Consider the following 25,740-nt stretch of genomic DNA (forward strand, 5'->3'; position numbering starts at 1 on the left):
ATATTATGTTATACATCAAGCAACTAGGATTACTTTTTGTCACTCTCATTTTAAGTTGTTGTTCGTTTATGGCCATTGCCGCAGATAGCCATGAAACGATCCACTTTAAAACAGGGGCCACCAGCGGTGAATATGTCGCAACAACAGCGGGCTATGATGTCAATAACTATGTTTTTTATGCCCAAAAAGGCCAGCATTTAAACGTTACTCTTGATACTAAAAGCACCAAATTATGGGTAGTACTCTTAGACGAAAAACTTGAGAGACTTGCCGATTTAACCCCATTTTCAGCAGATCTAAATGATAAAGGTGATTATGTTTTACCTTACAGCGGTAAATACAGTATTCGTATTGGTCAATACCGAGCCTTTGCTCGTCGAGGCGAAAGCAGTCATTATAAATTAACCATCACAATTGATTGATTGTTATGAGTCGTGTTAGCTAAGTTGTAACTGTAAAACAGACTGCTGCTTCGCTTTAATTAATAATCCACAACAAACAAACATCAGCATATATAACAATGTGCCACCAATAACAACAGTATCCCAACCACCATGTAGCCAACAATATATCAAGAAGAAACCGCCTAAACTGCCGCCAATGTAATAGTGGACTAAATACAACGCAGTGGCGGTTGCCTTCGCAACTTTAGCATGCTGACTTACCCAAGCATACGCTAATGAATGAGTAAAAAATGCGCCAGAGCTTAATAATAATAAACTAATAAATATTGTAATACGCGATTCAACTAACCCTAGCCACATTCCAACTAAACTTAAAATACCCCCCAAAATCATGCCTGATAATGGGCTATATTTACTCGCCCAACGCCCACTCAAACGTGATGTTATGGTACCAGTGAGGTAACAAAGGAAGATTAATGACGCCCAACTTAAAGGTAAATTAAACGGTGCTGCAACTAATCTAAAACCCGTAACTGAATAAAGATTAACAAATAAAGCAAAGTTAACCCCACCAATGAGCATCGCCAACCATAATATCGGTTGTTTAATATGAGTGACCACTTGATAAGCATGAATACTAAAACTGTGGTGATGATGAACAAAGTGTTGTTGTGGCGGTAATAATTTAATCACAATAAGCGCCCCAATTAGACTCATGACAGCCATACCCAACACAGCCCAATGCCAACCTAATTGTTCCCCTATAATACCGCCATATAATCGCCCTGCTATTCCACCTAATGAATTAGCACTGATATAGCCACCAACCGCGAGCATTAATGCTTTAGGACTAAATTCTTCTGCCATATAAGCAACAGCAACAGCAACATAACCAGCGACTGATATTCCCATTACCGCACGAGCTAAGGTCAGTGCAAACAAATCATGAGTAAACATCATTGCAATACCAACGATGGGCATCAGCAATAAACTGATCACCATAATAATACGTCGTCCAACAATTTCTGATGCAATTGCCCACGGAATAAGACATACCGCTAACATTAATGTTGTTGCCGCCAATACCCAATTAATCTGAGTAGCAGACACTGCAAATTCCGTCGCCATTAATGGCAACATCGGCTGGAACAAATACAAGTTGCAAAAAACAATAAAAGAGCCTAATGCCAATGCAAAACTGGTTTTCTTATAGGCTAATGTATTTGTTTCTATCATGATTTCACCATCAAAAAAGATCCATGCTTAGTCTGCAAAATGATTAATATTTAAGTGTTAAATTGCATAAGGCTAAACATAACGTGACAAAACGATAGCAACAGCGACATAATAAAGAAAATATATAATTTATATTGCAGTAATAACTAAAGGCTATAGCTATGGATACTCGTTTACTGACTTATTTCACGCAATTAGCCACAACAAAAAACTTTACTCGTGCCGCTGAACAATTACATATTGCACAGCCTGCTCTAAGCGTTGCTATAAAAAAATTAGAGCAACAATTAGATCTGACATTATTTTATCGAAATGAACGCAAAGTCATACTGACTCAAGAAGGTGAAGTATTACTGGTGCATGCGAAACAAATTCTACAAAAAATAGATGATGCGACACTTGCAATGAAAGAATTACGCGGGCTCGAAAAAGGAGAAGTACGATTAGGCGTACCCAGTATGTTGGGATCGTATTTTTTCCCTCAAATATTAATGGGATTTAAAAGCCACTATCCTAATTTAAAATTGACTATTGTTGAGGCTGGCACTCAATCGATACGGAAAATGCTTCTTGATGGTGAGTTAGACTTGGGCGTTATTATTAATTATAACGTTCCCCCAACTTTACATATCGAACATCTTTTACATTCACAAATGGTTGCCGTAGTCAGTGAACAACACGACTTTTCTACGAAAAAAAACCTAAGTTTTGATGATTTTTTTGGACAAGAGTTAGTCGCATTTAAATCGGGTTATTTTCACCGTGAAATGTTAGATCATGTTTGCGAACAGCATAATTTATCCCCTAAAATTTCATTTGAAACCAATTTATTACCAATGATCTTACAAATCGTCCGTCATGACTTTGCTATTACTGCTCTGCTTGAACTAGTAACCGATCACGAACCACATCTCATTCCAATCCCTTTTTCAGATCCGATCCAATTAGATCTTGCAATGGCATGGCGTAAGCAAAGTTATCTCTCACTCGCGAACAAAGCTTTTATTGAATATGTAAAGCAACAATGTCAGCAATAGAATCTAAAAAAGTGTCATTTACCCTTCTTAATTTAACCGCCTCAAAACAGTTATTGGTCAATTTTCATTTAAGAAACAAACCAAATCATTAACATTATCAATAAAAATATGGATGAGATCATATATTGTTCGGTTAACAGTCGTTCATAAACTTTTTTTTCGCTACATTACACCCATAATTTATGACAAACATACCGATAAATGTAATAAACACACATTTTTTGATTTAAGAAAAGGAATTTCCATGACGGAACTATTAATTGGTTTAGTGATCACCATCGCTGTTGGTTATTACATAGTAAAAGGATATAAAGCAGCAGGGGTCCTTCTTGTAGCAGGTATTCTTTTATTAATTTTAGCCGGATTTTTAGGCCATACAGTCTTACCAAAAGCAGTGACATCAACAGGTAATTTACTGACCGATTCGCTTGAATATGTCAAATATATGCTGCAATACCGTAATGGTGGTTTAGGTCTGCAGATCATGTTGTTATGTGGTTTTGCAACGTATATGACCCATATCGGCGCAAACAACGTTGTAGTAAAACAATTTTCAAAACCCCTTTCTTTTATTAAATCACCTTATGTTCTATTAGTTGCGGCTTATATTGTTGCATGTTTAATGTCATTAGCGGTAAGCTCTGCGACAGGTCTTGGGGTGCTATTAATGGCAACCTTATTCCCAATGATGACCGCAATGGGCATTTCTCGTCCCGCAGCAGCAGCAGTATGTGCATCACCTGCCGCAATCATTCTTTCACCAACCTCTGGTGATGTAATTGTGGCCGCAGAAAAATCAGGCTTACCATTACATGTTTTTGCAGTAGAAACAGTATTACCGGTTTCTATCTGTGCCATTATCGTGATGTCAGGTGCTGCCTTTTTCTGGAACAAATACCTTGATAAGAAAAACAATACTCCAATGGAAAAGTTGGATATTTCTGAAATAGAAGTAAAAGCCCCCGCTTATTACGCTATTTTACCCTTCTTACCTATTGTTGGTGTTTTCCTGTTCAACGGTGAAACTATTCCAGGTCTGAAATTAGATATCTACACTATCGTGGTACTGTCAATTGCCATTGGTGCTATTGTCGATTTCCTAACAAGCCGCTTTAATGGTAAAGAAACCCTTGAAAACCTTGAAGCTTGTTACGCTGGTATGGGCGATGCTTTTAAAGGCGTGGTAATGTTATTGGTTGCAGCAGGTGTATTTGCTCAAGGCTTGATGTCAATTGGAGCGATTGATAACCTACTCGCTCTTGCTGACAAAGCCGGTGCTGGCGGCGTGGCATTAATGTTATTACTTACCGCGCTTACTGTTGCTGCTGCCATTGCAACAGGTTCAGGTAACGCACCATTTTATGCCTTTGTTGAATTAGCACCACAGTTAGCGGTTAAACTTGGTTTAAGCCCTGCATTCTTAATTATTCCAATGTTACAAGCGTCAAACCTAGGTCGTACTATTTCTCCGGTTTCAGGCGTTATTGTTGCAACATCAGGCATGGCACAAATCAGCCCGTTTGAAGTTGTTAAACGTACGGTTGTTCCTGTCATTTGTGGTCTCGTTACCGTAATTATCGGCACAATGATATTAGTCCCTATGTACGCTTAATAATTATTACAGCGTAATTTAACGAACGAAGCCCACTGATAATATATTCTCAGTGGGCTTTTTATATGGCATCACTCATAACCGATAGTCGGTATAACAATCTTCTTCTTTTCTGTTATTACACACTTTTTATTGCACGAATTAGTTGAACGATATCATTTACAATGCAAATTGCGTAAACTTTAATTGATATAAAGGCTGTTTCATCACTTGCTCAGTAACATCCTCAAGAGACCCCATTAAGAGTAAAAGAGATGTAATTAATTGATACGTTTTATCCATTTCATCTTGAGTAAACTGACCATACAACGATGGTAATTTTCCTCGATAGTCTGTTAATTTAACCTGCAATACGGTTAATTTAGAGGCATGTGTTGTTGAAATGTTTTCACAGATCATCCTAATCCCAGTGATCGCAATAAGTTCCTGAACACACCCAACAATAAATATATCAATGTTTTCATTATATTGCGTTGCTTGCCATTGTTCATAGCTATCTGTAAATGAGCGGTAATAAAAACACGACCGATAACCTAAGTTAAGTAATGTTGTTACTTGCGTTTGATCGATCTGTTCATAGTTCGCCCAACTAATTTTGGTACTCGCCATTTCTGCAAGTGATACCGCTTGTACTGGTGTTGAAAAACTCAATGAAAAGAATTTATTCGCATTTTCATTAACCAGTTTTTTTAATCCAAAATGTAATCGAATTCGAAATTGACTAAGCTGGCGTAAAAATACATATTCAGGCTGACTTGAATAAATACCATTATAAACCCAGAAAATAACCAACAAACTGATGGATAGTAGCGTAATCGTTAACAGTGACGTATCTACGCTATAGGTCGGTGTTAGTTGAATCGCACTGGTTGTCATTAACATCAAATTTTGACAACCCAATAAGCGATGAAATACCTGTTGCGGTTGATTAAAATAAAACCACAGTACAAAGACATTAATAAAATAAAATAACCCTAACTGCCAAAGTTGACTTAAATGAGGCAAAATAAAAATATATTGCAATAATGCTAATACAGACCAAACGATCATATGCATTAATATATAACGCGGGCTTACAAAGGGTAACGATAAAGCAACACTACCAAAAACAAGGCTTAGCAGCACTATCATTACTCCCCCTTGCATGGGAATAAAAAGCCACAAACCAACGCTGATCCAAAAAATCACTAATATCTTAAAAACGTTAATAAGCCGTTCTGAATCTAAAGATATATTAAACAAAGCAGATGATGCTTTCTTGGTTGTTTTTATCTTTGATGGACTTTCACTCAAAATTGCTTGAGTTAAATGTTGGTATATCGACGCTTGTAGCGTATCCATCTTCACTAAATTTTGTGCCAACATCATAAAAGCACCATGATGTAATTCTTTACAATTAAGTAATGAATCCAATGAAAATGGAGCCACAAATAAAGTGTTATCAACCATATGCTGACGAATGCAGTGATTCGTCGCTTGTGGATTCTCAACGACATAACTTAATAAGGTGATTGAATTTATATATCTATTTTTGAGCGCTGTTAATGCCGCGATTAACGCTTGTTTTTGTTCCGTAGTAAATTTTTCGTCAATAAGATTTATCGCTTCAGATAAATGCCCACCAAGTAGAACCCACTGATTTTGTTCATCTCTGATAATTTCCCATATAGGAAATTCACTGTTTATTTGATAACTATCCGTTTTTGCAGCTTGTAGTAAATCATCGATACGGGCTAAATATTTTAAGCTATCACTCCAAGAAACATTACGGCTTAACATTTCATTAGATTGAATATCTATAATCGCTTGTTCTATCTTTTCTTGCTTAGTTTTAGCGTTACTTAGTAACGTATTAAGTAGCACAATACGACTAGATACGGGGCTAAAAACACTAAAAACAAAGCTAAAACAAATAACGCCAAGAATGGTTTCTTGTAATCTAAGTGCTGCAATACCAAAGGTTTGTTCTGCTGACAGTTTCCCCATCACAATAATGATGCATGACACCATTAACCCAATGGTCCACGCATAACCATTTTTAGGATTCGTCTGTTGATAGATGCACACAGCAATAATCAAAGAATAAACCAACAGAAAAGCCAAAGGTTGTTGACCAAATAAATCAATTAACACGAAAGCAATAATCACACCAGCAAACGTACCAATGATTCGATGACAACCCTTTTTTAAAGAATGACCATTAGTTTCTGTTGCAGCCATTACAATCACAGCAAAAGCAGCCCAATAAGGCTTATTCCACCCCAAAGCTAAAGCAATGACGATGGATAGCGTTAAAGCTGTAGCAACTTTTAATGGCATTACCCAGCGTCTTGTACTCATAGCATTCCCTTAACCATTTTGATTAAGCTCTGATTTTGTTGGTTTTTATGAATGACAATAGAAGCAGAAGAACCAATACGAAATTGAATACCATCAGGAATATGATCTAAGCGAATTTGAACGGGAATACGTTGAGCTAAGCGGATCCACTGAAATGTTGGACTCACATTTGGCAACAAAGAAAGCCCTGTACTGCCATTTTTATGAGAAATACCGTAGCCAATACTCTCAACAGAGCCTTTTAACGGTTGATCGCCATACGCCATTAAGGTCACCGTCGCTTTATCACCAGAAGCCACATCTTTAATATCTGTTTCTTTAAAAAATCCTTCAATCCAAAAACTATGCTTATCAATAAGAGCAACTACGGGTTGATTAGCGACAACTTGAGTGCCGATATTTACATTTAAGTTAGTAATATAACCATCAACAGGAGCTGTCACTTTAGTAAAACTTAAATCTAATTTACTTTGATCATATACCGCTTGAGCCGCTTCAACGCCCGCTTGAGCTAATGTCACTGATATTTTTTGCTGCACTAACATCATTTGAGAAATAGCACCAGGTTGGCGGTGTATTAATTCACGCTCCCGTGTTGCTTCATCTTGTGCTCGCTGCAATTGTGCTTTTGCTTGATCTCGATTTCCCTTCGCTTTTTCTACTGCTATTTTATAAGGTCGAGGATCAACAATAAAAAGAACTTGGCCTGTTTTTACTTCACTATTATTTTTTATATTCAATGCAATAATAGGCCCAGTAACCCGTGGCGTAATTTGGACAATTTGGGCGCGAACTAAACCATCTCGCGTCCAAGGATTAATAATATATTGTTGGTATTTCCAGCCAATTGCAGCAAGCGCAATAATGACAAAACTACTAGTAATAAATAAGCGTTTAAACATGGTTATCTCTATTATATTCAAATTACTACAGAGTATTAGAACGATCTCTTAACATAGTTTGAAATCATTATGACGGAAAAATAAACGTACTAATGAGCACGGTATAAATAACTGCAATCGATAACTCAACTAACGGTGGGTTTGATACATATCGATACCATTTAACCGTATTAAAAAGACGGACAGTTAAAGAGGTACAAATAATTGCGATAAAACCTGAAATCAGAAGAGGCGGAAAGTAAATTTCTCCGATAGCAATCTCTTTAGGTACGAGATTTAGCATGGTTGTTGTCCGCTACTGTGAGTTTATATAAGTAATAAAAAATTTATTTACAATAAAGTGTAATCATAGTCATATTATTGACTTAAATAAAGATACGAATATGGAATACAATCACAACTGTGAGTTTCTAATAATAGAAATTATCGTTAGTTTTGGTTAGGAATCGTTTAATGGATCGTATAACAAGTATTGAAATTTTTGTAAGAGCGGTTGAGTTAGGTTCATTTGCAGCAGTCGCAGAAGAGCGTGATATTAGTGCACAAATGGTAGGCAAGCATATTCATGGCTTAGAAACATCATTAGGTGTTAAATTACTCGCCAAATCCACGCGTTTTCAAGCGCTAACCACCGCTGGCGAACAATTTCACCTACGGTGTATTAATATTCTATCGGAGCTAAAAGCTGCTCAAGAAGACATATATCTAGATCTCAATGAGCCAGTGGGTAAACTAAAAATATATTGTGGTGTCAATTTAGGTATTAGCCTACTCTCCCCTTTATTAGGTAAATTTATTCAACAATATCCGCAATTAGAGATTGATTTAACATTAGATAATAATCCACCAGATATTTATCGTGATGGTTATGATGTTATTTTCCATGATCGAATTGAGGGATATGAATTTTTAGTCGGCTACCAAATTTGTAGCTACGATATGGTCACATGTGCAACACCTGAATATTTACAGCAACATGGCACACCACTAGAACCCAAAGCATTAGAGCATCACCAATGTTTAAGACACACAACGGCTTATCATGCCCATCGTTGGTGCTTTAAAAACGCAGCTGGTGATTATTTTTCACCACGTATTTCATCTCGATTTACGATCAATAGTGGGCAAGCTATGCTAGCAGCGGCAATGGAAGGCACTGGAATTACAATACAACCCTACTTTCAAGTTCAAGCTGCGTTAGATTCAGGGGAATTAGTACAAGTGTTAACCGATTATCAATTACCAAAAATTGAGTTGTTTATGCTTTATAAGCCGTCATTACGAGACAAACCTCTCGACTAACGTTATTAAATGATTATCTACAAAGAGAGCTAAACAGCCAATTAAATATTAAATAGTTATTTACGTTAATAACAAATAACTCAATTACAAATTATTCCATTAACACTAAGATTAATTTGTAACTGAGCAATAAATATTCCAACGCTTAATTAACCTGCACGAAGTGCAAGTAAAGCTGGTAAATCATAAGGCGGTTGATATAAACAAAAATCAATAACTTTAGTATCGACGGCTAAAATTGACATTCGATCCGCAAGTTCATTACCTTCAATACCGACATGACCATTGACATGGTGAATCATAAGTTGTGATTTTAATGCTTGGTAACGAGTGAACATTTGTTGAATTAACGCGAGGTTTTTTATCTCACCGCCAGCCTTTTTCCAACCATTTTTTTGCCATGTTATCGCCCATTGGGTAATACATTGTATCGAATATTTTGAATCACAAAAAATCGCCACGGTAGACCCTTGAGCCAATACCTTTTCGGCTAAGATCAGCGCTTGATGAAGTGCATTTAACTCGGCCGTATTATTGGTCCCCATCGGCTCATATAAGCCATACCATAACTCACTTAGTTGATTATTACGGTATAACGCCAATCCTGATCCCGCTTTACCAGGATTAGGATCACAACCACCATCAGTGAAAATTTTAATTTCCGCTGTTAATACATGAACTTGTTCACTGGTTAATGACCCTTTACTTACGGTGGTGCGTTTTGCTGATGTTTTTTTAACTTGTGGTGATGAACCAGAAATTTGTGTAGGTTTTCCAAAAGCCGCGACGGCTTCAGCTTGGGTTGGAAATGATTTATATCGTGCCCCTGCAAATTTATCCACTTGCTGCTTACAACTTACCCAGTCACTGTAAATTCCTGGTTCACGACCGCTCCAAACAACATAATATTTTTTGGCCACCATTTTCCCCACTCTCTTTAATATCGTACTGCTTGCTCAAGCGAACATACAGACTTGGTATTCTAAGATTCTACCACTAATGTACCTTTCTGATTATGCTAAGATAAACATCACTATAAAAAAGCACTCGTATTCACTGTCAATTGTGTTCCCAAACCAATGACAATATCGAGCCATGTATATTTTTATTCACAGGTGAGTTTGGAGTTCCATTTTGAGCCATAAAATACGCTTGGACATTGCTAATGGCATGTCACAGCTTGGGATTAATGTTCAACCACAAGACAGCATCTCAACAGCCATCTTCATGGTACTTTGTTGTGTGGTTGCCTTTTTAGCTTATGTCTTTGTTCGCTGGGGATTACTCGCGATATTGCGTTCCGCGATTAAACGTTCCCAAGCAACATGGGGACACGTTATGGTGCGACACAAAGTCTTTGAAAAGCTATCATTAACCATCCCTGCAATGGTGCTCAATCTGGTTATACCGCTGGTCTTAGATAAGCATGCGATCCTAAGTAGTTTTATTGACCGCACATTAAGCCTATGGCTTATTATTGTATTAGTAAGAAGTACTTATGCCTTCCTTGATGCCACTAATGATATGGCAGATATTAATCAAATAAGTCGAAATTTACCGGTAAAAAGCTTTGTGCAACTATCAAAACTCATTATCTTTTTTATCGGGTTTATTATTGCGATTTCAGTACTGACTAATCGCTCACCAATTTACTTTTTAAGCGGCCTTGGTGTTGCGACAGGTTTAGTGTTATTAGTCTTCCGCGATACTATTTTAGGCTTTGTCGCAGGTATTCAGCTATCAGCAAACCAAATGGTCAAGGTTGGTGATTGGATTCAAATGGATAAATATGGTGCAAATGGCAGTATTGATGAGGTTTCTTTAACAACCGTTAAAGTAAAAAACTGGGATAATACCGTAACCAATATTCCTGCTTATGCCCTCGTACAAGATTCATTTATTAACTGGCGTCAGATGCAAGAATCTGGTGGGCGCCGCATTAAGCGTTCAATTTTAATTGATATCGAAACCATTAAATTCATTGATGAGCAGCAACAGCAACAATTATCAACAATCCCTTATGTGGCGGATTTTATCGCAAAAAGAAATGCAGAAATTGCAACCGGTGATGCTCATGCACTTCAATTAACCAATATCACTGTATTTCGTGCTTATTTAGAAGCTTACTTAAAACAAAATAATAAAATTCGCCAAGATATGACTTTTCTCGTACGCGAATTAGAGCCAAGTGCGCAAGGATTACCCGTTCAAATTTATGTTTTTGTTAATGATACGCGTTGGGCTTTTTATGAGGCGGTTCAATCCGATATTTTTGATCACGTATTAGCCATTTTACCTCAATTTAATCTCGCGGTTTATCAAAGCCCTGACGGCTCAGATGTTCGTAGTTTACTATCGCCGATAACATCAGCCTAATGCATCATTTATTACGTATTGAACGACTATATCCCTTAACGTCAATACGTCATTTATAACAAATAAAATCATTTTTTAACGACACCTATCACACAATAAACCGCTATAGTTAAGCGTCAGAATAGAGATTTATTAAAAACTTTGTTTAACATCAAGATTTATAATCACTAGCCAGCCTTTTTATGAGCCGCTATAATTCCCGCCTCAAAATATAGAGGTCAAAACATGCACACGAAAGTAACACCTATTGATAGCTATCCTAAGTATTGGGCTGAATGCTATGGCACAGCTCCATTCTTGCCAACATCTAGAAAAGAGATGGATGCTCTTGGCTGGGACAGCTGTGACATTATCATTGTTACTGGTGATGCCTATGTTGACCATCCTAGCTTTGGTATGGCCGTGATTGGTCGCCTACTTGAATCTCAAGGTTTCCGTGTTGGTATTATTGCCCAACCTAAATGGGATAATAAAGATGACTTTATGGCGCTAGGTAAACCCAATCTTTATTTTGGTATAACCTCTGGCAACATGGATTCAATGATCAACCGCTATACCGCTGATCGTAAACTACGTAAAGATGATGCTTACACGCCTAATAATGAAGGCGGTAAACGTCCCGATCGTGCAGTATTAGTTTATTCTCAACGTTGTCGTGAAGCTTATAAAGAAGCACCTATTGTTTTAGGCGGCATTGAAGCTAGCTTACGTCGTCTTGCTCACTATGATTACTGGTCAGACAAAGTTCGTCGTTCAGTATTAATGGATGCTAAAGCGGATATTTTATTATTTGGTAATGCTGAACGTGCGCTAGTTGAAGTATCGCACCGTATTGCCAATGGCGAAGATATTAAGTCATTAACTGACATTGCAGGCACTGCGGTAATGATCAAAGATATTCCTGAACGCTATCAGGAAATTGATTCATCACGCATTGAAAAACCTGGCCGTCCAATGGTAATGCAAAATCCATATGCGACCGAAGAAACATGTGCGTCTAATAAAGAAGAAAAAGAAAAACAGCCACAAGTTATTCATATTCGTCCATCTCGTCATGATGCTGAAAATACTGTTGTCCGTTTACCATCATATGAAAAATTAGCAAATGACCGTATTTTATATGCACACGCTAGCCGAGTCATGCACCTAGAAACTAACCCTTACTCTGGACGTGCATTAATTCAAAAGCATGCTGATCGTGAATTATGGATCAACCGCGCACCGATTCCATTGTCTACTGAAGAAATGGACTTTGTATTTGGATTGCCTTTCGCTCGTGTACCTCATCCAAGTTACGGCAAAGCAAAAATTCCTGCTTATGACATGATAAAAACCTCGGTTAATATCATGCGAGGCTGCTTTGGTGGTTGTTCGTTCTGTTCTATTACTGAACATGAAGGTCGTATTATTCAAAACCGTTCTCAAGAATCAATTCTTAATGAACTAGAAGAAATCCGCGATAAAGTCCCTGGTTTTACCGGTACTATTTCTGATTTAGGTGGCCCAACAGCAAACATGTATCGTTTAGGCTGTTCAGATCCTCGCGCAGAAGCAAACTGTCGTCGACCATCATGTATCTTCCCTAAAATCTGTGAAAAACTGAATACTGACCATCAGCATCTGATTGATTTATACCGTAATGCTCGTGGTGTTAAAGGTATTAAAAAGATCATGATAGCTTCAGGTGTCCGTTATGATTTAGCGGTAGAATCACCTGAATATGTACGTGAACTTGTGACTCACCATGTGGGTGGCTACCTTAAAATTGCACCGGAACACACAGAAAAAGGTACACTTGATCTGATGATGAAACCGGGCATGGGCACCTATGATCGCTTTAAATCAATGTTTGAGCAGTACAGCCAAGAAGCAGGAAAAAAACAATACCTTATTCCTTACTTTATTTCAGCGCACCCAGGCTCAACCGATGAAGACATGTTGAACCTTGCACTATGGCTTAAACAAAACGATTACCAGTGTGATCAGGTCCAAAACTTCTACCCGTCACCAATGTGTAATGCAACGGCAATGTACCACTCAGAAACCAACCCGTTGAAGAAAGTAAAGTACAAAGGTCGTGAAGATTTATTTGTGGCTAAAGGTGAACGCCAACGTCGCCTTCATAAAGCGCTATTGCGTTACCACGATCCACTAAACTGGCCTCTTATCCGTGATGCATTAATTACCATGGGTAAAAAATATCTAATAGGTAATCGTCCTAACTGTTTAGTGCCAGATGCTGGCAGTGAAGCAGAAATAACACCCGCTGAACGTCGTGGTTCAGGTCGTCACGGTTCTAAACGTTTTGCAACCAAGAACCCGAATCAGCCTGATATTCGCACTGATGGTAAACGCCCTCAGAGTAATCGTAATGGTAAGCCCGTTAATAATGGAAAACCGCAGGCGAACGGCTCTCGTAATGGTAGTACGGCTAAAGCAGGCACTAACAGTAACCGTGGTGGTAGCAATAATAACCCTACCAGTACGAGTAATAATCGCAATGGTAAACCTGCTCCAGCAAGTGGTCGCCCAGCGAATCGTAATGGCAAAACTAGCGGTCAACGACCTAATGGAAAGCCAACACGCAGTCGTACAGGTGCCTAATTAGCACTAAATATGAAATGCTAATGGTTTAATAATAAACGCCGTCTTTTTTAGACGGTGTTTTTGTTTTACAAATTTCTAACTTAATGTTATTCCTTTGGAAGATTTATTAGGTACACTAATGGAAACAAAAACACACAGAATTAGTAACGTCTTATTTTCCATTTTTTAGGGATAACACATCATTGTGAGATGCATTTATACCGTTTGCTTTACTTCTTCATTATTCATAGCAAGTACAGCTATTGCTAGTGCATATCCAGATTATGATGCTTGCCTGCTAAATGCCATAAAAACACAAAATGGCACGTTAACATTGAGTGATATTCGCTCTAGCTGCTCTGAGAATATAGCTAAAGCCGCACCTGTTGTTGTCACCCCACCTTCACAGTCATCGCCTTCTCTTATGTCGCAACGTTTACAAGATGAACGTGATACTGCTTTCAATCGTTTTGTTATTACGCCCCACCGCATGAATTATTTTCTCCCTATTGTCATGTCAGATAGCATTAATCATGCTGCATATAAAGACAGTGAGTGGGGTGGGAAAATGAAAAATGCTGAAGCAGAGTTTCAGATAAGCTTTAAAACACCATTAAGTTATGGGGATTTACTGATCCATAATGATGGCTTATTTGCTGCATTTACATTGAAATCATATTGGCAAGTGTATGCTGAAGATATTTCACGTCCATTTAGAGAAACCAACTATCGTCCTGAGCTCTTTTACCTCGCACCAACCCCTTGGACGCCTTTTGAAGCAAATACGTGGATAACGTTAGGTATAGAACATCAATCTAATGGCCGCACTCAAGGACTATCACGTAGCTGGAACCGTATTTACACCGATTTAATTGTTGAGAAAGGAAATTTTGTTTTCTCTCTGCGTCCTTGGTGGCGTATACCTGAAGATAAAAAAGAAGATCCTTTATCGCCCAAAGGTGACGATAATCCAGATATCATGGACTATATGGGACACTACGAAATCAATGCTGCCTATAAATGGCAGGATTACGAATTTAGTTTTACTGGACGCCAAAATTTTTCAACACACAAAGGTTATGGTGAACTAGGTCTAACCTTCCCTTTATGGGGTAAGTTACGAGGATATACTAAATATTCAACAGGTTATGGTGAGAATCTAATTGATTATAATCATAAACAACAACGGTTAGGTATCGGGGTTGCATTAACTGATGTGCTCTAACGAAATAATTCAAACCCAATAAAAATGATCGCAGCAGAGCCTAATACGGCCACTAATCCCGTTACTATCTGGTTTTGCTGCGATTTAGATAGATACCGAATAACCCAATACGCGAAAGCTAGTAATCCAAAAATAACCAATAACTTGAACATTTTGCACTCCTTTAGCTTGAACTGACACTTTTATATACATTGATACAATAATGATTTACAGCTATTACTTTTTGATCTTATCTATAAAGTGTAGGTGGTTATCCCAATAAAAATAGCACCCTTGAGTGCTATTTTGACTATGGTTAAGCTTTGGTCGCAATTACATTTTAAACATAGGTATATTTTGCAACTGTGGAATTATTTGCTGAAGTTGTTGTTCTTGCTTTGCTAACCCTTCAATTGAACCACACAAATCATTGGCTTTAACTTTCATTTCACCACTATGCTGAGCCACAGTATCGGTGATCTGAGTCTTTAACTGTGAAAATTTTGTCTGCATCTGGCTAAAATCTACATCGCCATTTTTCATTTCATCAGCCAGTGCTGCTAATACACTTGATATCGATTCAACGGTTACTTGTTGCATTGCATTTTCAAATTCAGTTTTCCACGTCGTATCCATACTAGTAAATACATCAGCAGGCATCACAAATTCACCTTGCTGATTATAAAATTTATGCTGTGCTTGTTCACTTAATTGATTAACGAGTGCTTGCACTTTTGCAAACGCTGTTTGTGAATCAAAGCTATTTGATACATCTTTCAATACAGCTAAAGCTAACCCGGTTCCTTGTTGGGCCAATGCTGCCATTTGTGGTAAATAGGTCTGCATATCATCACTGTATACTGTTAATGCTTTTTGTTGCATCGCATTAAGATCAACCTGTTGACCATTAATAAATAAATTATTGTTATCATCAATCAATAACTTAGGCTTTCCTGCTTCATAAACAGAGACACTGCCTTTATCAATATGAATAGGGTTAGGCACATCAACAGGACAGCTCTGTGCATATACAGTTCCTGAACTTAATAATAGTAAACCGCCAATTAGCCCTTTTCTCATCACTATTTTCTCTTTATTTATAAAAAAGCAGCTAATTAAAGCTGCTTTTTCAAGTTAATTAGTCGTTAATTATTATTATCGACATGAAACGCATTATGGTTAAATAAGGATGACACAATATCAGCAGAAGATGCACCATCAGCTAAACCTAAGTCATTCTGTGGGTTAATATTTTCTAACACTATGTGTTGTGATTTACCGTCAAGGCTACTTACTTCAAGATTAACATTGCCTTTATTGTCTACATCAGCACTCACATGACTTAATAGATCATCCATCTTTAAACTAGCATTTTCATCATCAGTCAGTAAATCATGAATATTGATTTGATCTTTATCTAATGCAAAATCAGCAATGGTATCAGTATTTGCTACAGTAGAAAGCGACGTTTCATGCCATGTAAATACATCATCACCATGTCCACCCGTTAAAATATCATTACCTTGACCTGCAATAAGGTCATCATTACCATCAAAACCAAATAATGACTCACCTTGGTTATCTGCAATCAATGTATTCGCTTGTTGATTACCAAAATTATCGCTCAACTCTAGGTTACCGCTATTAAGTAACGAACCTAATTTATCTTCATTAGTCATACTAGCGGCATTGTTACCAAAGAGATCATTATGGCTAACACCATTCAATATGATATTTTGCACTACTTGATGTTGGTCATCAAAAATCTGAATTTCAGTATTACCTTGCTGCTCAATAATATTCAGACGATTATTAAGATCATCTAAAGATTGAATGTTTTGACTATCAAGCGTATCACCAAGATTAATCGTATCAATACCCACTTCAAAATCCATTATGGTGTCAGTTGCTGGCGCATTAGCGGTACCAAAATCACTGTTCGACCATAGGAAGGTATCTTTAACACCATCACCACTGCCATCAAGATCGCCCCCCCATAAGATATCATCGCCTCGGCCTCCGACTAAAATATCAGACTCTAATCCACCAACCAAAATATCATTACCATCCCCACCAAATAACGTTGCTTGAGCTGTGCTATCAATGACTAAATTAGCTTGGTCAGAAGCATTATTTTGACCAATAATATTATTGGTTGGGCTAAGGTCATCAACCGCAACATTAATATTTACAGCAGGAGAGATCGCCTGAGAACCATCAGATTCAGTCGATACCGCAACAGCACTAATGGTATGAGTACCTTGTTCTAGGTCCTTGATATAAACATCATTCAGATCTTGAGCTGTAATTTGCCAATCACCATTGCCTAAATCAGTACCAATAACATTACCCGCTTTATTAACAACTTGTGCTGAGCCTAAATCACTAAGTTTGACTGTCAGTGTTTCAGAAGCATCAGCAGATGCCGCAACAATCAAACCAATTAAAGGTACCATGGTTCCTAAAGAGCTTTGAATGGCTGCTGTTTGAATATGATCAACACTTAAACTTAAGGACGGCATATCCGCTTTTGGTGTGACGGTAATATTGACTTTATTGGTCGTCGATAGACTGCCACCAGAACCGGTATTACCACCATCATTGGTTGTAATGGTCAATTCATCATTACCACTAAAGTTTTCAGTGGCGGTATAACTTACACCACTGTCAAGCACGGCATTAATGTCCGCCATTGAGCCTTTTAGTACTACATTGCCGCTGCCATCATCAATAACTTCAACGCCATTTCCTGCTGGTAAAGAAATCGATAATGATCCGTGATTTACCGCCAAAGTAACTGACATTACTTCATTATTTGCAAGCTCATTAAAGTCTACATCTATCACTTTAAGCCCATCTACAACCGTCGCAGTATCTTCACTCGTAGTGATAGTTGTAGGTATTTCATTTACGGGTGCATCATTTACCGCTGCAACAGTAATATCAACAGTACTCACATCCGTTAATGTACCACCGCTACCGACATTACCGTTATCAGAAGTGGTCATGGTTAGCTGGTCATTACCGTTGAAGTTTTCCTCACCAGTGTATTCAATGCCACTGTTTAGCAAGGTATTTATTTGTTCTATATCCCCACTAATAACTAATTTACCATCACCATTATTGGTAATGATTAACCCTTGAGTATCGGAGGCAATAATAGATAACTGTCCATGTTCAACATTGAGTTCAACCGTCATCTGGTCTGAAGTGCCACTCTCTTTAGCATCAACATCGGCAATGCTTAACCCAGTAATAATATGGCTGCCATCTTCATTAACATCAAATGCTGCTGGTACAGTATTAATTGGGGCGTCGTTAACTGGTGTTACTGTGATATCAATACTATCGGTGTCGGTTAATGCACCGCCGGCGCCTGAATTACCATTATCGTCAGTCGTCATGGTAAGGCTATCAGTACCATTAAAATCTTTGTCACCAGTATAGTTAATGCCTTGATCTAATAACTGGTTAATTAAAGTTAAATCACCATTAATAACCAACTTACCATCGCCATTATCAGTAATCGTTAGGCCAGATGTATCAGCACCGACAGCAATAGCAAGTTGTCCATGTTCAACACTTAACGTAACGCTCATGTCCATAATGGCACCATGATCATTACTATCTACATCAGTAATTTGAAGGTCTTTAATGACTAAAGTTGCATCTTCACCAACCGTTAATGGTTCTGATGGCAGATGGTTTACTGGCGCATCATTATCTGGCGTAACTTCTACATGAATTGTTTTATCTACAGCAACACTATCGGTACCAACAACGCCATTATCCACGGCTCGAATATCTAGATTTAAGTCGCCATTCCAAATACTGCCATCAATAACAGTTTGATTATTGGCGTCGCCTGGATGGAAAATTAAGGTATCAAGATCTGATCCCGTTACTTTAATAATCCATGAGCCATCAGGTTGCTTTTCTGCACTACCAGCAACACCGTCAGGAAGAGTAAATGAACTTGAATCTGGCATATTAGTAATGGTGATTTGTAATGATTCGGCACCATTTTCATGCACATTTGCATCTGGATTATTAATTGTTTTTTGATCGTCGTAAGCTTTAATGCCCAAATCAAGCGTAATAGAACTATTTTCATCACCACTTACATTTGGATCAACATCAGTATCCACTTTATCTGCAATCGGACTAACATCGATAGAAATCGTTTCACGGTGTTCTACTGGCTTATCTAATGATGCTTCCTGTGAATAAACAACAATATCGAAATTAACGCTGCCACTAAAGTTATGTGGTGGCTGAACTTTAATCGAACTTAAATCAAAAGATTCACCTGATGCGGCAATCGTCCATACGCCATTACCATTATTGACACCCCCTTCAATAATAAAGCCCTCAGGTACATTATCTAACTTAATGGAAACGATATGCTCAGAGCCATCAATATCTTCTAACGATCCACTGATTCCAGCAAGTGAGATGGCAGTATCTTCATTACCAACAATAGGCGTATCAATACCTTGCCATTTAATTTCATCATTCACAGCAATAACATCAAAACTGACCGTACTATCAAATGATTTCGTATCAGTGACTGTTGCATGAGTAGTTTGATCATAAATAGCAGTATCCACCACTGTCGTACTGACATTAATATCGACCTTACCGCTGAAATCAAGAGCTGGTCTAAAGTGAATATTATCAAGCTGACTTTGATCAACCGTAATTGATGTACCTAGCACATTGCCATTAGCATCAATGAATACGCCATTGGTCGTATCTGCTAATGTTAGGGTTACTGACTGTATCGCTTCTTTACCGTCAGTCTCTGATGTATCGGTATCTTTTAAGCTTATAGAGAGATCAAGTTTGATATCGCCATCTTCGTAAGCAATATTATTGTATACCTGCTCTTGCTTATCATCTGATGTCGAGATCGGCTGCTTATCGGCGTTTAAGCCATCAGTTTCTACAACCGTAATTGCTACATCTTTAGGACCATCAACTTGCGGTGCAACTTGCACAGCAATGGTGTCATTCTTGGTTATGTAATCGCCACTATCGGTATCTGTGGTGACATAGGTAACATTAAACTTAAAATCTCCGGCGTAATCAGCAGGAAGATTTAACGTAACGCCTGAAAGATCAACTGTACCATCAGCAGCAACAGGTACTTTTAATACGTACTCTCCCGTTACATGGTCAAAATCAGCCCCTGAAATAGTTGCACCTTGAGGTAAATCATTACCATTGATAACCAAGGTAAAGTCATCATGGGTTTGATCTCCGTTAGCTGTACTAATGGTAACGATATGATCCATCATTTGCTGACCAAGGTTAACACTATTATCTTCAGTGCCTGTTACGATATAGCTATCATCAACAATGATATCGGCAGCTTTTTCAGTATGACTTTCAGTGTTAGCGCTAAAATCTAGAATAATTGTTCCTTTCTCATCAACTTTGTCACTCACATCACCGTCATCACTCATATCTTGAACAAGGGCATTGATATTAAGAGTTAACTGACCATTAAACCCTTCTGGTGCAATGATTTTTAAGTCATCTAGTGATGATTGCGGCACTGTCCAGCTACCATTACCGTTATTAATACCACCAATAATCACAAATCCTTCAGGAATAGGATCTAACACAATTTGCGTGATCACTTCTGAACTTGAAGTATCATCATTCTGCCAAGTAATTTTGCCGTCAGATCCAGCATTATTAGATAAATCAATAATACCGTCGGTACCTGAGGCAATCGTAGTCTCTTGTGTACCATTATGATCAATAACTATTGAACCATCAGGCTCAACAACCGCTTTTATATCAATATCTAAAGTACCAGTAACTTGTTTTGTCACCGTTTCTTTATCGCCATCAACATCAGTTTGAGATACGGTAACCATCGATGTTAATTGAATATCTTGATCTGAATTATGAGGTGCAGTTACCGTAAGCTTACCGCCATCCAGTAATGTTTGTAATTGTTGCGGCGTAAGTTCAACATTACCTGTTCCACCATTAGCTAATAGTGTTCCATCAATAAATAGTTGATAACCAGCAGGTAAACCGCTTAAAACTAACCCTGTAATATGCTCTTGAGTATCAGAAAGAGAAGGCTGCCAGTTAACGTTTGTTGCTTCATCTTCTAGCCCTTTAGATACAGTTGTATAATCAGCAGCATCAATTTCAGGGGTGATATGAATAACCAATTCACTGTTAAACTCAGCACTCGCACCATCATTTTCAGTCACAACAGTACGGACATCTAAGCTGATATCTTCAGTACTGTTCTGTGGTGGCTTAATCGCTATATCCGTTAATGAATCAAGATTTACCTGATAAATTGGCTGGCCTTCGCTATCTTCACCCGCATAAACCAAGGTTTGTAAATTACCTTGTGAATCATAAATTTCAGTTCCCTTTGGAATACCTGAAATAACCATACTTAGAGTTTCAGAGCCATCAGTTTTGCCGTCAGCATTAGTATGCTCACCAGAAACGACTTTAAAATCAAATTTAGCTTCGCCATCTTCTTTAATAGTAGTTTGTAAACCATCGCGACTATTATCCAATGGCGTCCAATCTGGGTTTTCAGATACAATTTCAGGGTGATCAACCACCCCAGTCAACGCAACATCAATGGTTTGAGGACCGATCACTTTTTCACTGGTCTCAGTCGTCACTTGACCGTTAGCATCTGTCACTTGTGCGACATCACGCACAACACCATTAACAGTAATACTGAAATCAACATTACTATCTAGCGGTGGTTGAAGTGATAAACCATTCAAATCTTGATATGCAATTTCATATACCCCATCAGCATTTGGCGTCAATAGCTGATCGTTAACATACAGCACAGCGCCTTCTGGTAAAGCTGATATCTGTAAGAATAAATGCTCAGAATTATCAGTATTATCGTCAAGTGAGACCAAACTAATATGAGTAGATAAATCAATCCGTTGATCTTCATTTGCTTCAACACGCGTTACTTTAAGCACACCATCATCAGCATCAGGACTAACATTAATAATGACTGTTTTCTCAGCCGAATCAGCAAATTGATGCCCATCAACAAAGTTACTATTTTCTTTACTTTGCGCTTGAATGGTTAACTTAATATCACCACTAAAGTTATCAACTGGATTTACTTCAACCGCAGCCATCTGATTAGCCGTTACTTTATAGATACCAGAGCCTGGTGAAGTTTCAGTTAATAACTGACCACCAATTTCTAAAGTACACTTATCTTGGTATTCAACCGGAACAGTAATGAAATAAAATAGCGTTTCTGAACCATCCGTGTCTTGTAAATCAGCCACAACATCAAGCAGAACGTTATTCTGATCTTCAGTGGTTACATAATGATCAACCGAACTTGCATTCCAAACAGGTGTATCAGCAATCCCTTGAACGTTAATAGAAAACTCACCATTCATTACCGGATGATTGCCACCATCAGTAGTATTAATTTGTGCTGTTACATCAAATTTTATTCCAGCGGCGGAAGTTGAATAGTCGGCATCAGGAACAAAAGTTACACCTTGTAAGGTAAACTTCACATCTGGTGGGTTGGTATTATCAACCGTAAAGGCATTCGGTGGTAAGGTAACGCTACCATCACTATTAACAGTGAGTGGTTGTCCGTTATACATAAACACACCATGTGCTTGTGCTTGCGGTTGAATAGTTACCGTACCAACATGTTCACCACGGTCGTTATCTCCACCATCAATGGTCATATTGATAGCAATGCCACTCCGGCTTGGATCAACATTATCGGTTGGATCTGTAGAGTGACGTCCATCGTCTTCTTCACCAATGCTGCTCTCAGTATGAAGAATAGTATCTTGATCTGATAATTCGATAGTGATGGTACCTTGAGCAGTATCACCATCCCCATCTGTCACTTCAAAACCAATTTGTTTAATAATTTCTTCTTGGCTATGAGTAAGATCGGCACTTGATCTAAAGATTGTTTGACCATCAGGCTTTATAAATAACTGGCCTAGTAATTGATTACCATCATAAACATCAAATTCATGGTATCCGTCATGACTCAAGTTCTCATCGCTTAACGCAATTTTATCACCATTAATAGTGACAGAAGTAACTTGTGCTCCATCTGCACCAGTTTGATCAATAACATAGCCATAATTGGTATCACTAATATGATCTGCCGTACTTTCTACTGCAGTTAAAACCACATTTTCAACAGTAGGAATATCATCTTTAATTGTGACATCAATATTAACACTCGCGCTCAGATCACCATCTTTATCAATAGCATAAACAGGTATTTCAATGGTTAATTGATCTTCACCTTGGGTTGGGTGATCGATGGTGCCATGCAACTGGAAGATATAACGCCCTGTCGGTAGCAAGTAATAAGTAAACACAATATTACCGTTAGCAATACCTTGATAAGTACCTTCACTTGATTGTGATAACGTTATCTTATTTCCATTTGAGGTTATGTCATTTTGTTGATTAAAAGAGTCAACATCAACTTTATAAGTTGAAATATAGTCACTTCCTGAATCAACAATAATATCGCCAAGAGCAGATTCACCATCCCCCGATGGGGTCGAACCAGAAGCTAAATCACTTTCCTCAACCGTTAATGCAGGTGCGGCTGTGATCACTGGACCAGCGCCATCTTCAATAGTAATTTGAGCATTAACATAGTTATCGCTATCACCACCAAGATAATCACCATCAGTATCTTTAACTTGAACTGGAACATCGATAACGATCTTATCACCATCAACATTTACCCACCCACCATTATCACTACCATTATGGTCAAGTGGAGAATGTTGAGTAATAGATACCTTAATATCAGCATCATGACCGTTTGCAGCTTGTATCGCAGTCACTGTAACGGTAAGCACAATTTGACCATTAGCAGTACCCGTTAAAACACCGCTAGCATGATCATAAACAAAGCTTACTGGTGCACCATTTGCCGTTAGCTCTGACTGTAATTCATTAATCAATGATGTAAGTTTACTGTTATCTATAGTTGCTGTTGTTGGATCAAGTCGGTCAACCCCTGCCGTTACTGCAATATCAACATCACCTGAAACCGGGTACCCTTGTTGATCAGCAGTTGGCGTTAAATCACCTTCAGTAATAGTAATTGAGCCAGTCTCACCACCTGTAGCATTTTCACCATCATGAATATTGATCGTGATTTGGCCTGGCTTACTAACATCACCATCATGATCTTGCGCATAAACGTCTAGCTTGATGATTTCATTGTCAGCAACCGCGTCATCAACTTGATCTATCGGTTGTTGTTGGGTAACCGTATAGTGACCTTCAATATCAATACTCACTTCCATCACAATCTGAGACGGATCACTTTGTAGAACCACAATCACACTTGTACCGTCAGCACTTACATGATAACTCGTGGCATGACCATTACTGGTTAAGGCATTTAATGATGCTTGTTCACTACCAAAATAGACTTTTTCTATTTGGTCGCTTCCAGTATCAACATTAATTGAGCCAGTTGCCTGACCTGATGTACCTTCATCTAAGGTTGCTGAAGTATCTTGTCCAAACGACGGGTTTTGACCATCTTTAATTGTAATGTTTACATCAACAGGTTGTTCTAACGCATCACCATCAGTATCCTGCATTTGAACAGGAACATTAATAGTAATCTTACCGCCTCTAACATCAACAAATGTACCGTTCGCGTGTAAGTGATCTAACGGTAATGATTGTTGAATGGTCATATCAACACTGACATCACCATTCGCTAATGATGATGGTGTCATCGAAATCAATACCGCCTCATGCCCACCTGTTGCGGTTACACCCGTTATGGTAATGACACCATTAGCTCCAATCTCAATATTAAAACTTAACGTTTCACCATCCGATGTAAGACCATTTAATTCGGTTAGCAATGTCGACTTAACACTATCTGTGATTGTCAATGAATTAGCGACTAAGGCATCATCAGTTGCATCAACAGTAAATTGCCCAGAGCCAACAACAGGGTAACCTTTTCCTGGTCGAGGATTTTCTAGATCACCTTCGGTAATAGTAATATTGGCTTGAACGCCTTCACCTGTAGGATTTAGACCATCCTTAATATGAATCTCTAATTGACCCGTATTGCTAATATCACCATCATCATCAGTTGCAACAACACTAAGCTCGATATTGACACTGTCACCTGCTGCATTATTTTGTTCAATAGGTTGATGTTGTTCAACGATATAATGACCATCGTTACCAATAGTAATAGTCAGTACCGCTTCACCATCATTAATACCACCATCAATAACGACATGAATTTCGTTACCATCAACAACATAACGAGTGGCCTGATTATTCGATAGAATGCCATCTAGTGATGGTTGAGATATCTGAAAATCAATATGAGCGATATTATCAGAGCCAACATCAAGCGCTATTTTACCATTGGTAGTTGTCCCTGTTTCGGTTTCATCAATGGTGGTGCCGCTATCGGTACCAAATTCGGGGTTGGCGCCATCCTTGATAGTGATATCAACATTGGCAGGTTTCTCTAACCAATCACCATCGCTATCTTGCGCCTGAATTGGTACATCAATGGTGATCTTATCGTTAACACTATCCACTAAACCATCAACACCACTGTCAGTATGATTTAATGGTTTTTCTTGAGTAATCGTCACTTTTACATCGATATCGTGACCATTAGCCGCTTGTACCGCATCCAATGATACCGTCACAACCGGCTCACCCGTTGCAG

The 25,740-nt window shown here is 38.2% G+C and carries 15 protein-coding genes; 7 read left to right on the plus strand and 8 right to left on the minus strand.

What is annotated here, in order from left to right:
- Positions 1-5 precede the first annotated feature (5 nt).
- Positions 6-422, plus strand: coding sequence for a hypothetical protein (locus tag Q0V26_RS11650; RefSeq protein ID WP_297481833.1), 417 nt, complete (start codon positions 6-8; stop codon positions 420-422).
- 15 nt (positions 423-437) lie between these two features.
- Here the strand turns inward: Q0V26_RS11650 and Q0V26_RS11655 are convergent, their stop codons facing one another.
- Positions 438-1,640, minus strand: coding sequence for an MFS transporter (locus tag Q0V26_RS11655; protein ID WP_297481834.1), 1,203 nt, complete (start codon positions 1,638-1,640; stop codon positions 438-440).
- Between the two features lie 161 nt (positions 1,641-1,801).
- Here Q0V26_RS11655 and Q0V26_RS11660 point away from each other — a divergent pair, with 161 nt between their 5' ends.
- On the plus strand, positions 1,802-2,677 hold the full coding sequence (locus tag Q0V26_RS11660) for a LysR family transcriptional regulator (RefSeq protein ID WP_297481835.1): 876 nt from the start codon (positions 1,802-1,804) through the stop codon (positions 2,675-2,677).
- A gap of 244 nt (positions 2,678-2,921) precedes the next feature.
- A complete protein-coding gene (gene dcuC, locus Q0V26_RS11665; protein WP_297481836.1) occupies positions 2,922-4,289 on the plus strand; it encodes an anaerobic C4-dicarboxylate transporter DcuC in 1,368 nt (455 codons plus the stop codon).
- 159 nt (positions 4,290-4,448) lie between these two features.
- Here the strand turns inward: dcuC and Q0V26_RS11670 are convergent, their stop codons facing one another.
- The 3 genes from Q0V26_RS11670 to Q0V26_RS11680 form a co-directional block, all read right to left on the minus strand.
- Entirely contained in the window at positions 4,449-6,629 is a 2,181-nt protein-coding gene (locus tag Q0V26_RS11670) for an FUSC family protein (protein ID WP_297481837.1), read from the minus strand.
- Positions 6,626-7,531, minus strand: coding sequence for an HlyD family secretion protein (locus Q0V26_RS11675; RefSeq protein WP_297481838.1), 906 nt, complete (start codon positions 7,529-7,531; stop codon positions 6,626-6,628). The genes Q0V26_RS11670 and Q0V26_RS11675 overlap by 4 nt, the downstream gene beginning before the upstream one ends.
- A 67-nt stretch (positions 7,532-7,598) precedes the next feature.
- Positions 7,599-7,814, minus strand: coding sequence for a DUF1656 domain-containing protein (locus tag Q0V26_RS11680; protein WP_080159154.1), 216 nt, complete (start codon positions 7,812-7,814; stop codon positions 7,599-7,601).
- A gap of 170 nt (positions 7,815-7,984) precedes the next feature.
- Here Q0V26_RS11680 and Q0V26_RS11685 point away from each other — a divergent pair, with 170 nt between their 5' ends.
- Positions 7,985-8,833 (plus strand): LysR family transcriptional regulator, encoded by an 849-nt coding sequence (locus Q0V26_RS11685; protein ID WP_297481839.1) that lies wholly within the window; start codon positions 7,985-7,987, stop codon positions 8,831-8,833.
- 149 nt (positions 8,834-8,982) lie between these two features.
- On the opposite strand, the gene Q0V26_RS11690 is transcribed toward Q0V26_RS11685, so the two are convergent.
- Entirely contained in the window at positions 8,983-9,753 is a 771-nt protein-coding gene (locus tag Q0V26_RS11690; RefSeq protein WP_297481840.1) for a ribonuclease H family protein, read from the minus strand.
- A gap of 214 nt (positions 9,754-9,967) precedes the next feature.
- Between Q0V26_RS11690 and Q0V26_RS11695 the strand changes: the two genes are divergently transcribed.
- From Q0V26_RS11695 to Q0V26_RS11705, 3 genes are all read left to right on the plus strand, one after another.
- Entirely contained in the window at positions 9,968-11,209 is a 1,242-nt protein-coding gene (locus Q0V26_RS11695; protein WP_297481841.1) for a mechanosensitive ion channel domain-containing protein, read from the plus strand.
- 225 nt (positions 11,210-11,434) lie between these two features.
- Entirely contained in the window at positions 11,435-13,813 is a 2,379-nt protein-coding gene (locus Q0V26_RS11700; protein ID WP_297481842.1) for a YgiQ family radical SAM protein, read from the plus strand.
- Between the two features lie 316 nt (positions 13,814-14,129).
- A complete protein-coding gene (locus tag Q0V26_RS11705) occupies positions 14,130-15,020 on the plus strand; it encodes a phospholipase A (protein WP_297481843.1) in 891 nt (296 codons plus the stop codon).
- Here Q0V26_RS11705 and Q0V26_RS11710 read toward each other — a convergent pair.
- The 3 genes from Q0V26_RS11710 to Q0V26_RS11720 all read right to left on the minus strand — a co-directional run bounded on the left by Q0V26_RS11710 (position 15,017) and on the right by Q0V26_RS11720 (position 25,720).
- Positions 15,017-15,172: a hypothetical protein gene (locus Q0V26_RS11710; RefSeq protein WP_162841613.1), complete on the minus strand. Its 156-nt coding sequence runs from the start codon at positions 15,170-15,172 to the stop codon at positions 15,017-15,019. The two genes, Q0V26_RS11705 and Q0V26_RS11710, sit on opposite strands and share 4 nt — an antisense overlap.
- Positions 15,173-15,332: 160 nt before the next feature.
- Positions 15,333-16,079: a DUF2884 family protein gene (locus tag Q0V26_RS11715; RefSeq protein WP_297481845.1), complete on the minus strand. Its 747-nt coding sequence runs from the start codon at positions 16,077-16,079 to the stop codon at positions 15,333-15,335.
- 65 nt (positions 16,080-16,144) lie between these two features.
- On the minus strand, positions 16,145-25,720 hold the full coding sequence (locus Q0V26_RS11720) for an Ig-like domain-containing protein (RefSeq protein ID WP_297481844.1): 9,576 nt from the start codon (positions 25,718-25,720) through the stop codon (positions 16,145-16,147).
- Positions 25,721-25,740: the final 20 nt, after the last annotated feature.

This window comes from uncultured Photobacterium sp., assembly GCF_947039875.1.
In the GTDB taxonomy this organism is placed as follows: domain Bacteria; phylum Pseudomonadota; class Gammaproteobacteria; order Enterobacterales; family Vibrionaceae; genus Photobacterium.

Excerpts from the sequence above, each read along its gene's own strand:
- Q0V26_RS11650 (WP_297481833.1), top strand. The coding sequence starts at position 6 with ATGTTATACATCAAGCAACTAGGATTACTTTTTGTCACTCTCATTTTA.
- Q0V26_RS11655 (WP_297481834.1), bottom strand. The coding sequence starts at position 1,640 with ATGATAGAAACAAATACATTAGCCTATAAGAAAACCAGTTTTGCATTG.
- Q0V26_RS11660 (WP_297481835.1), top strand. The coding sequence starts at position 1,802 with ATGGATACTCGTTTACTGACTTATTTCACGCAATTAGCCACAACAAAA.
- dcuC (WP_297481836.1), top strand. The coding sequence starts at position 2,922 with ATGACGGAACTATTAATTGGTTTAGTGATCACCATCGCTGTTGGTTAT.
- Q0V26_RS11670 (WP_297481837.1), bottom strand. The coding sequence starts at position 6,629 with ATGAGTACAAGACGCTGGGTAATGCCATTAAAAGTTGCTACAGCTTTA.
- Q0V26_RS11675 (WP_297481838.1), bottom strand. The coding sequence starts at position 7,531 with ATGTTTAAACGCTTATTTATTACTAGTAGTTTTGTCATTATTGCGCTT.
- Q0V26_RS11680 (WP_080159154.1), bottom strand. The coding sequence starts at position 7,814 with ATGCTAAATCTCGTACCTAAAGAGATTGCTATCGGAGAAATTTACTTT.
- Q0V26_RS11685 (WP_297481839.1), top strand. The coding sequence starts at position 7,985 with ATGGATCGTATAACAAGTATTGAAATTTTTGTAAGAGCGGTTGAGTTA.
- Q0V26_RS11700 (WP_297481842.1), top strand. The coding sequence starts at position 11,435 with ATGCACACGAAAGTAACACCTATTGATAGCTATCCTAAGTATTGGGCT.
- Q0V26_RS11710 (WP_162841613.1), bottom strand. The coding sequence starts at position 15,172 with ATGTTCAAGTTATTGGTTATTTTTGGATTACTAGCTTTCGCGTATTGG.
- Q0V26_RS11715 (WP_297481845.1), bottom strand. The coding sequence starts at position 16,079 with ATGAGAAAAGGGCTAATTGGCGGTTTACTATTATTAAGTTCAGGAACT.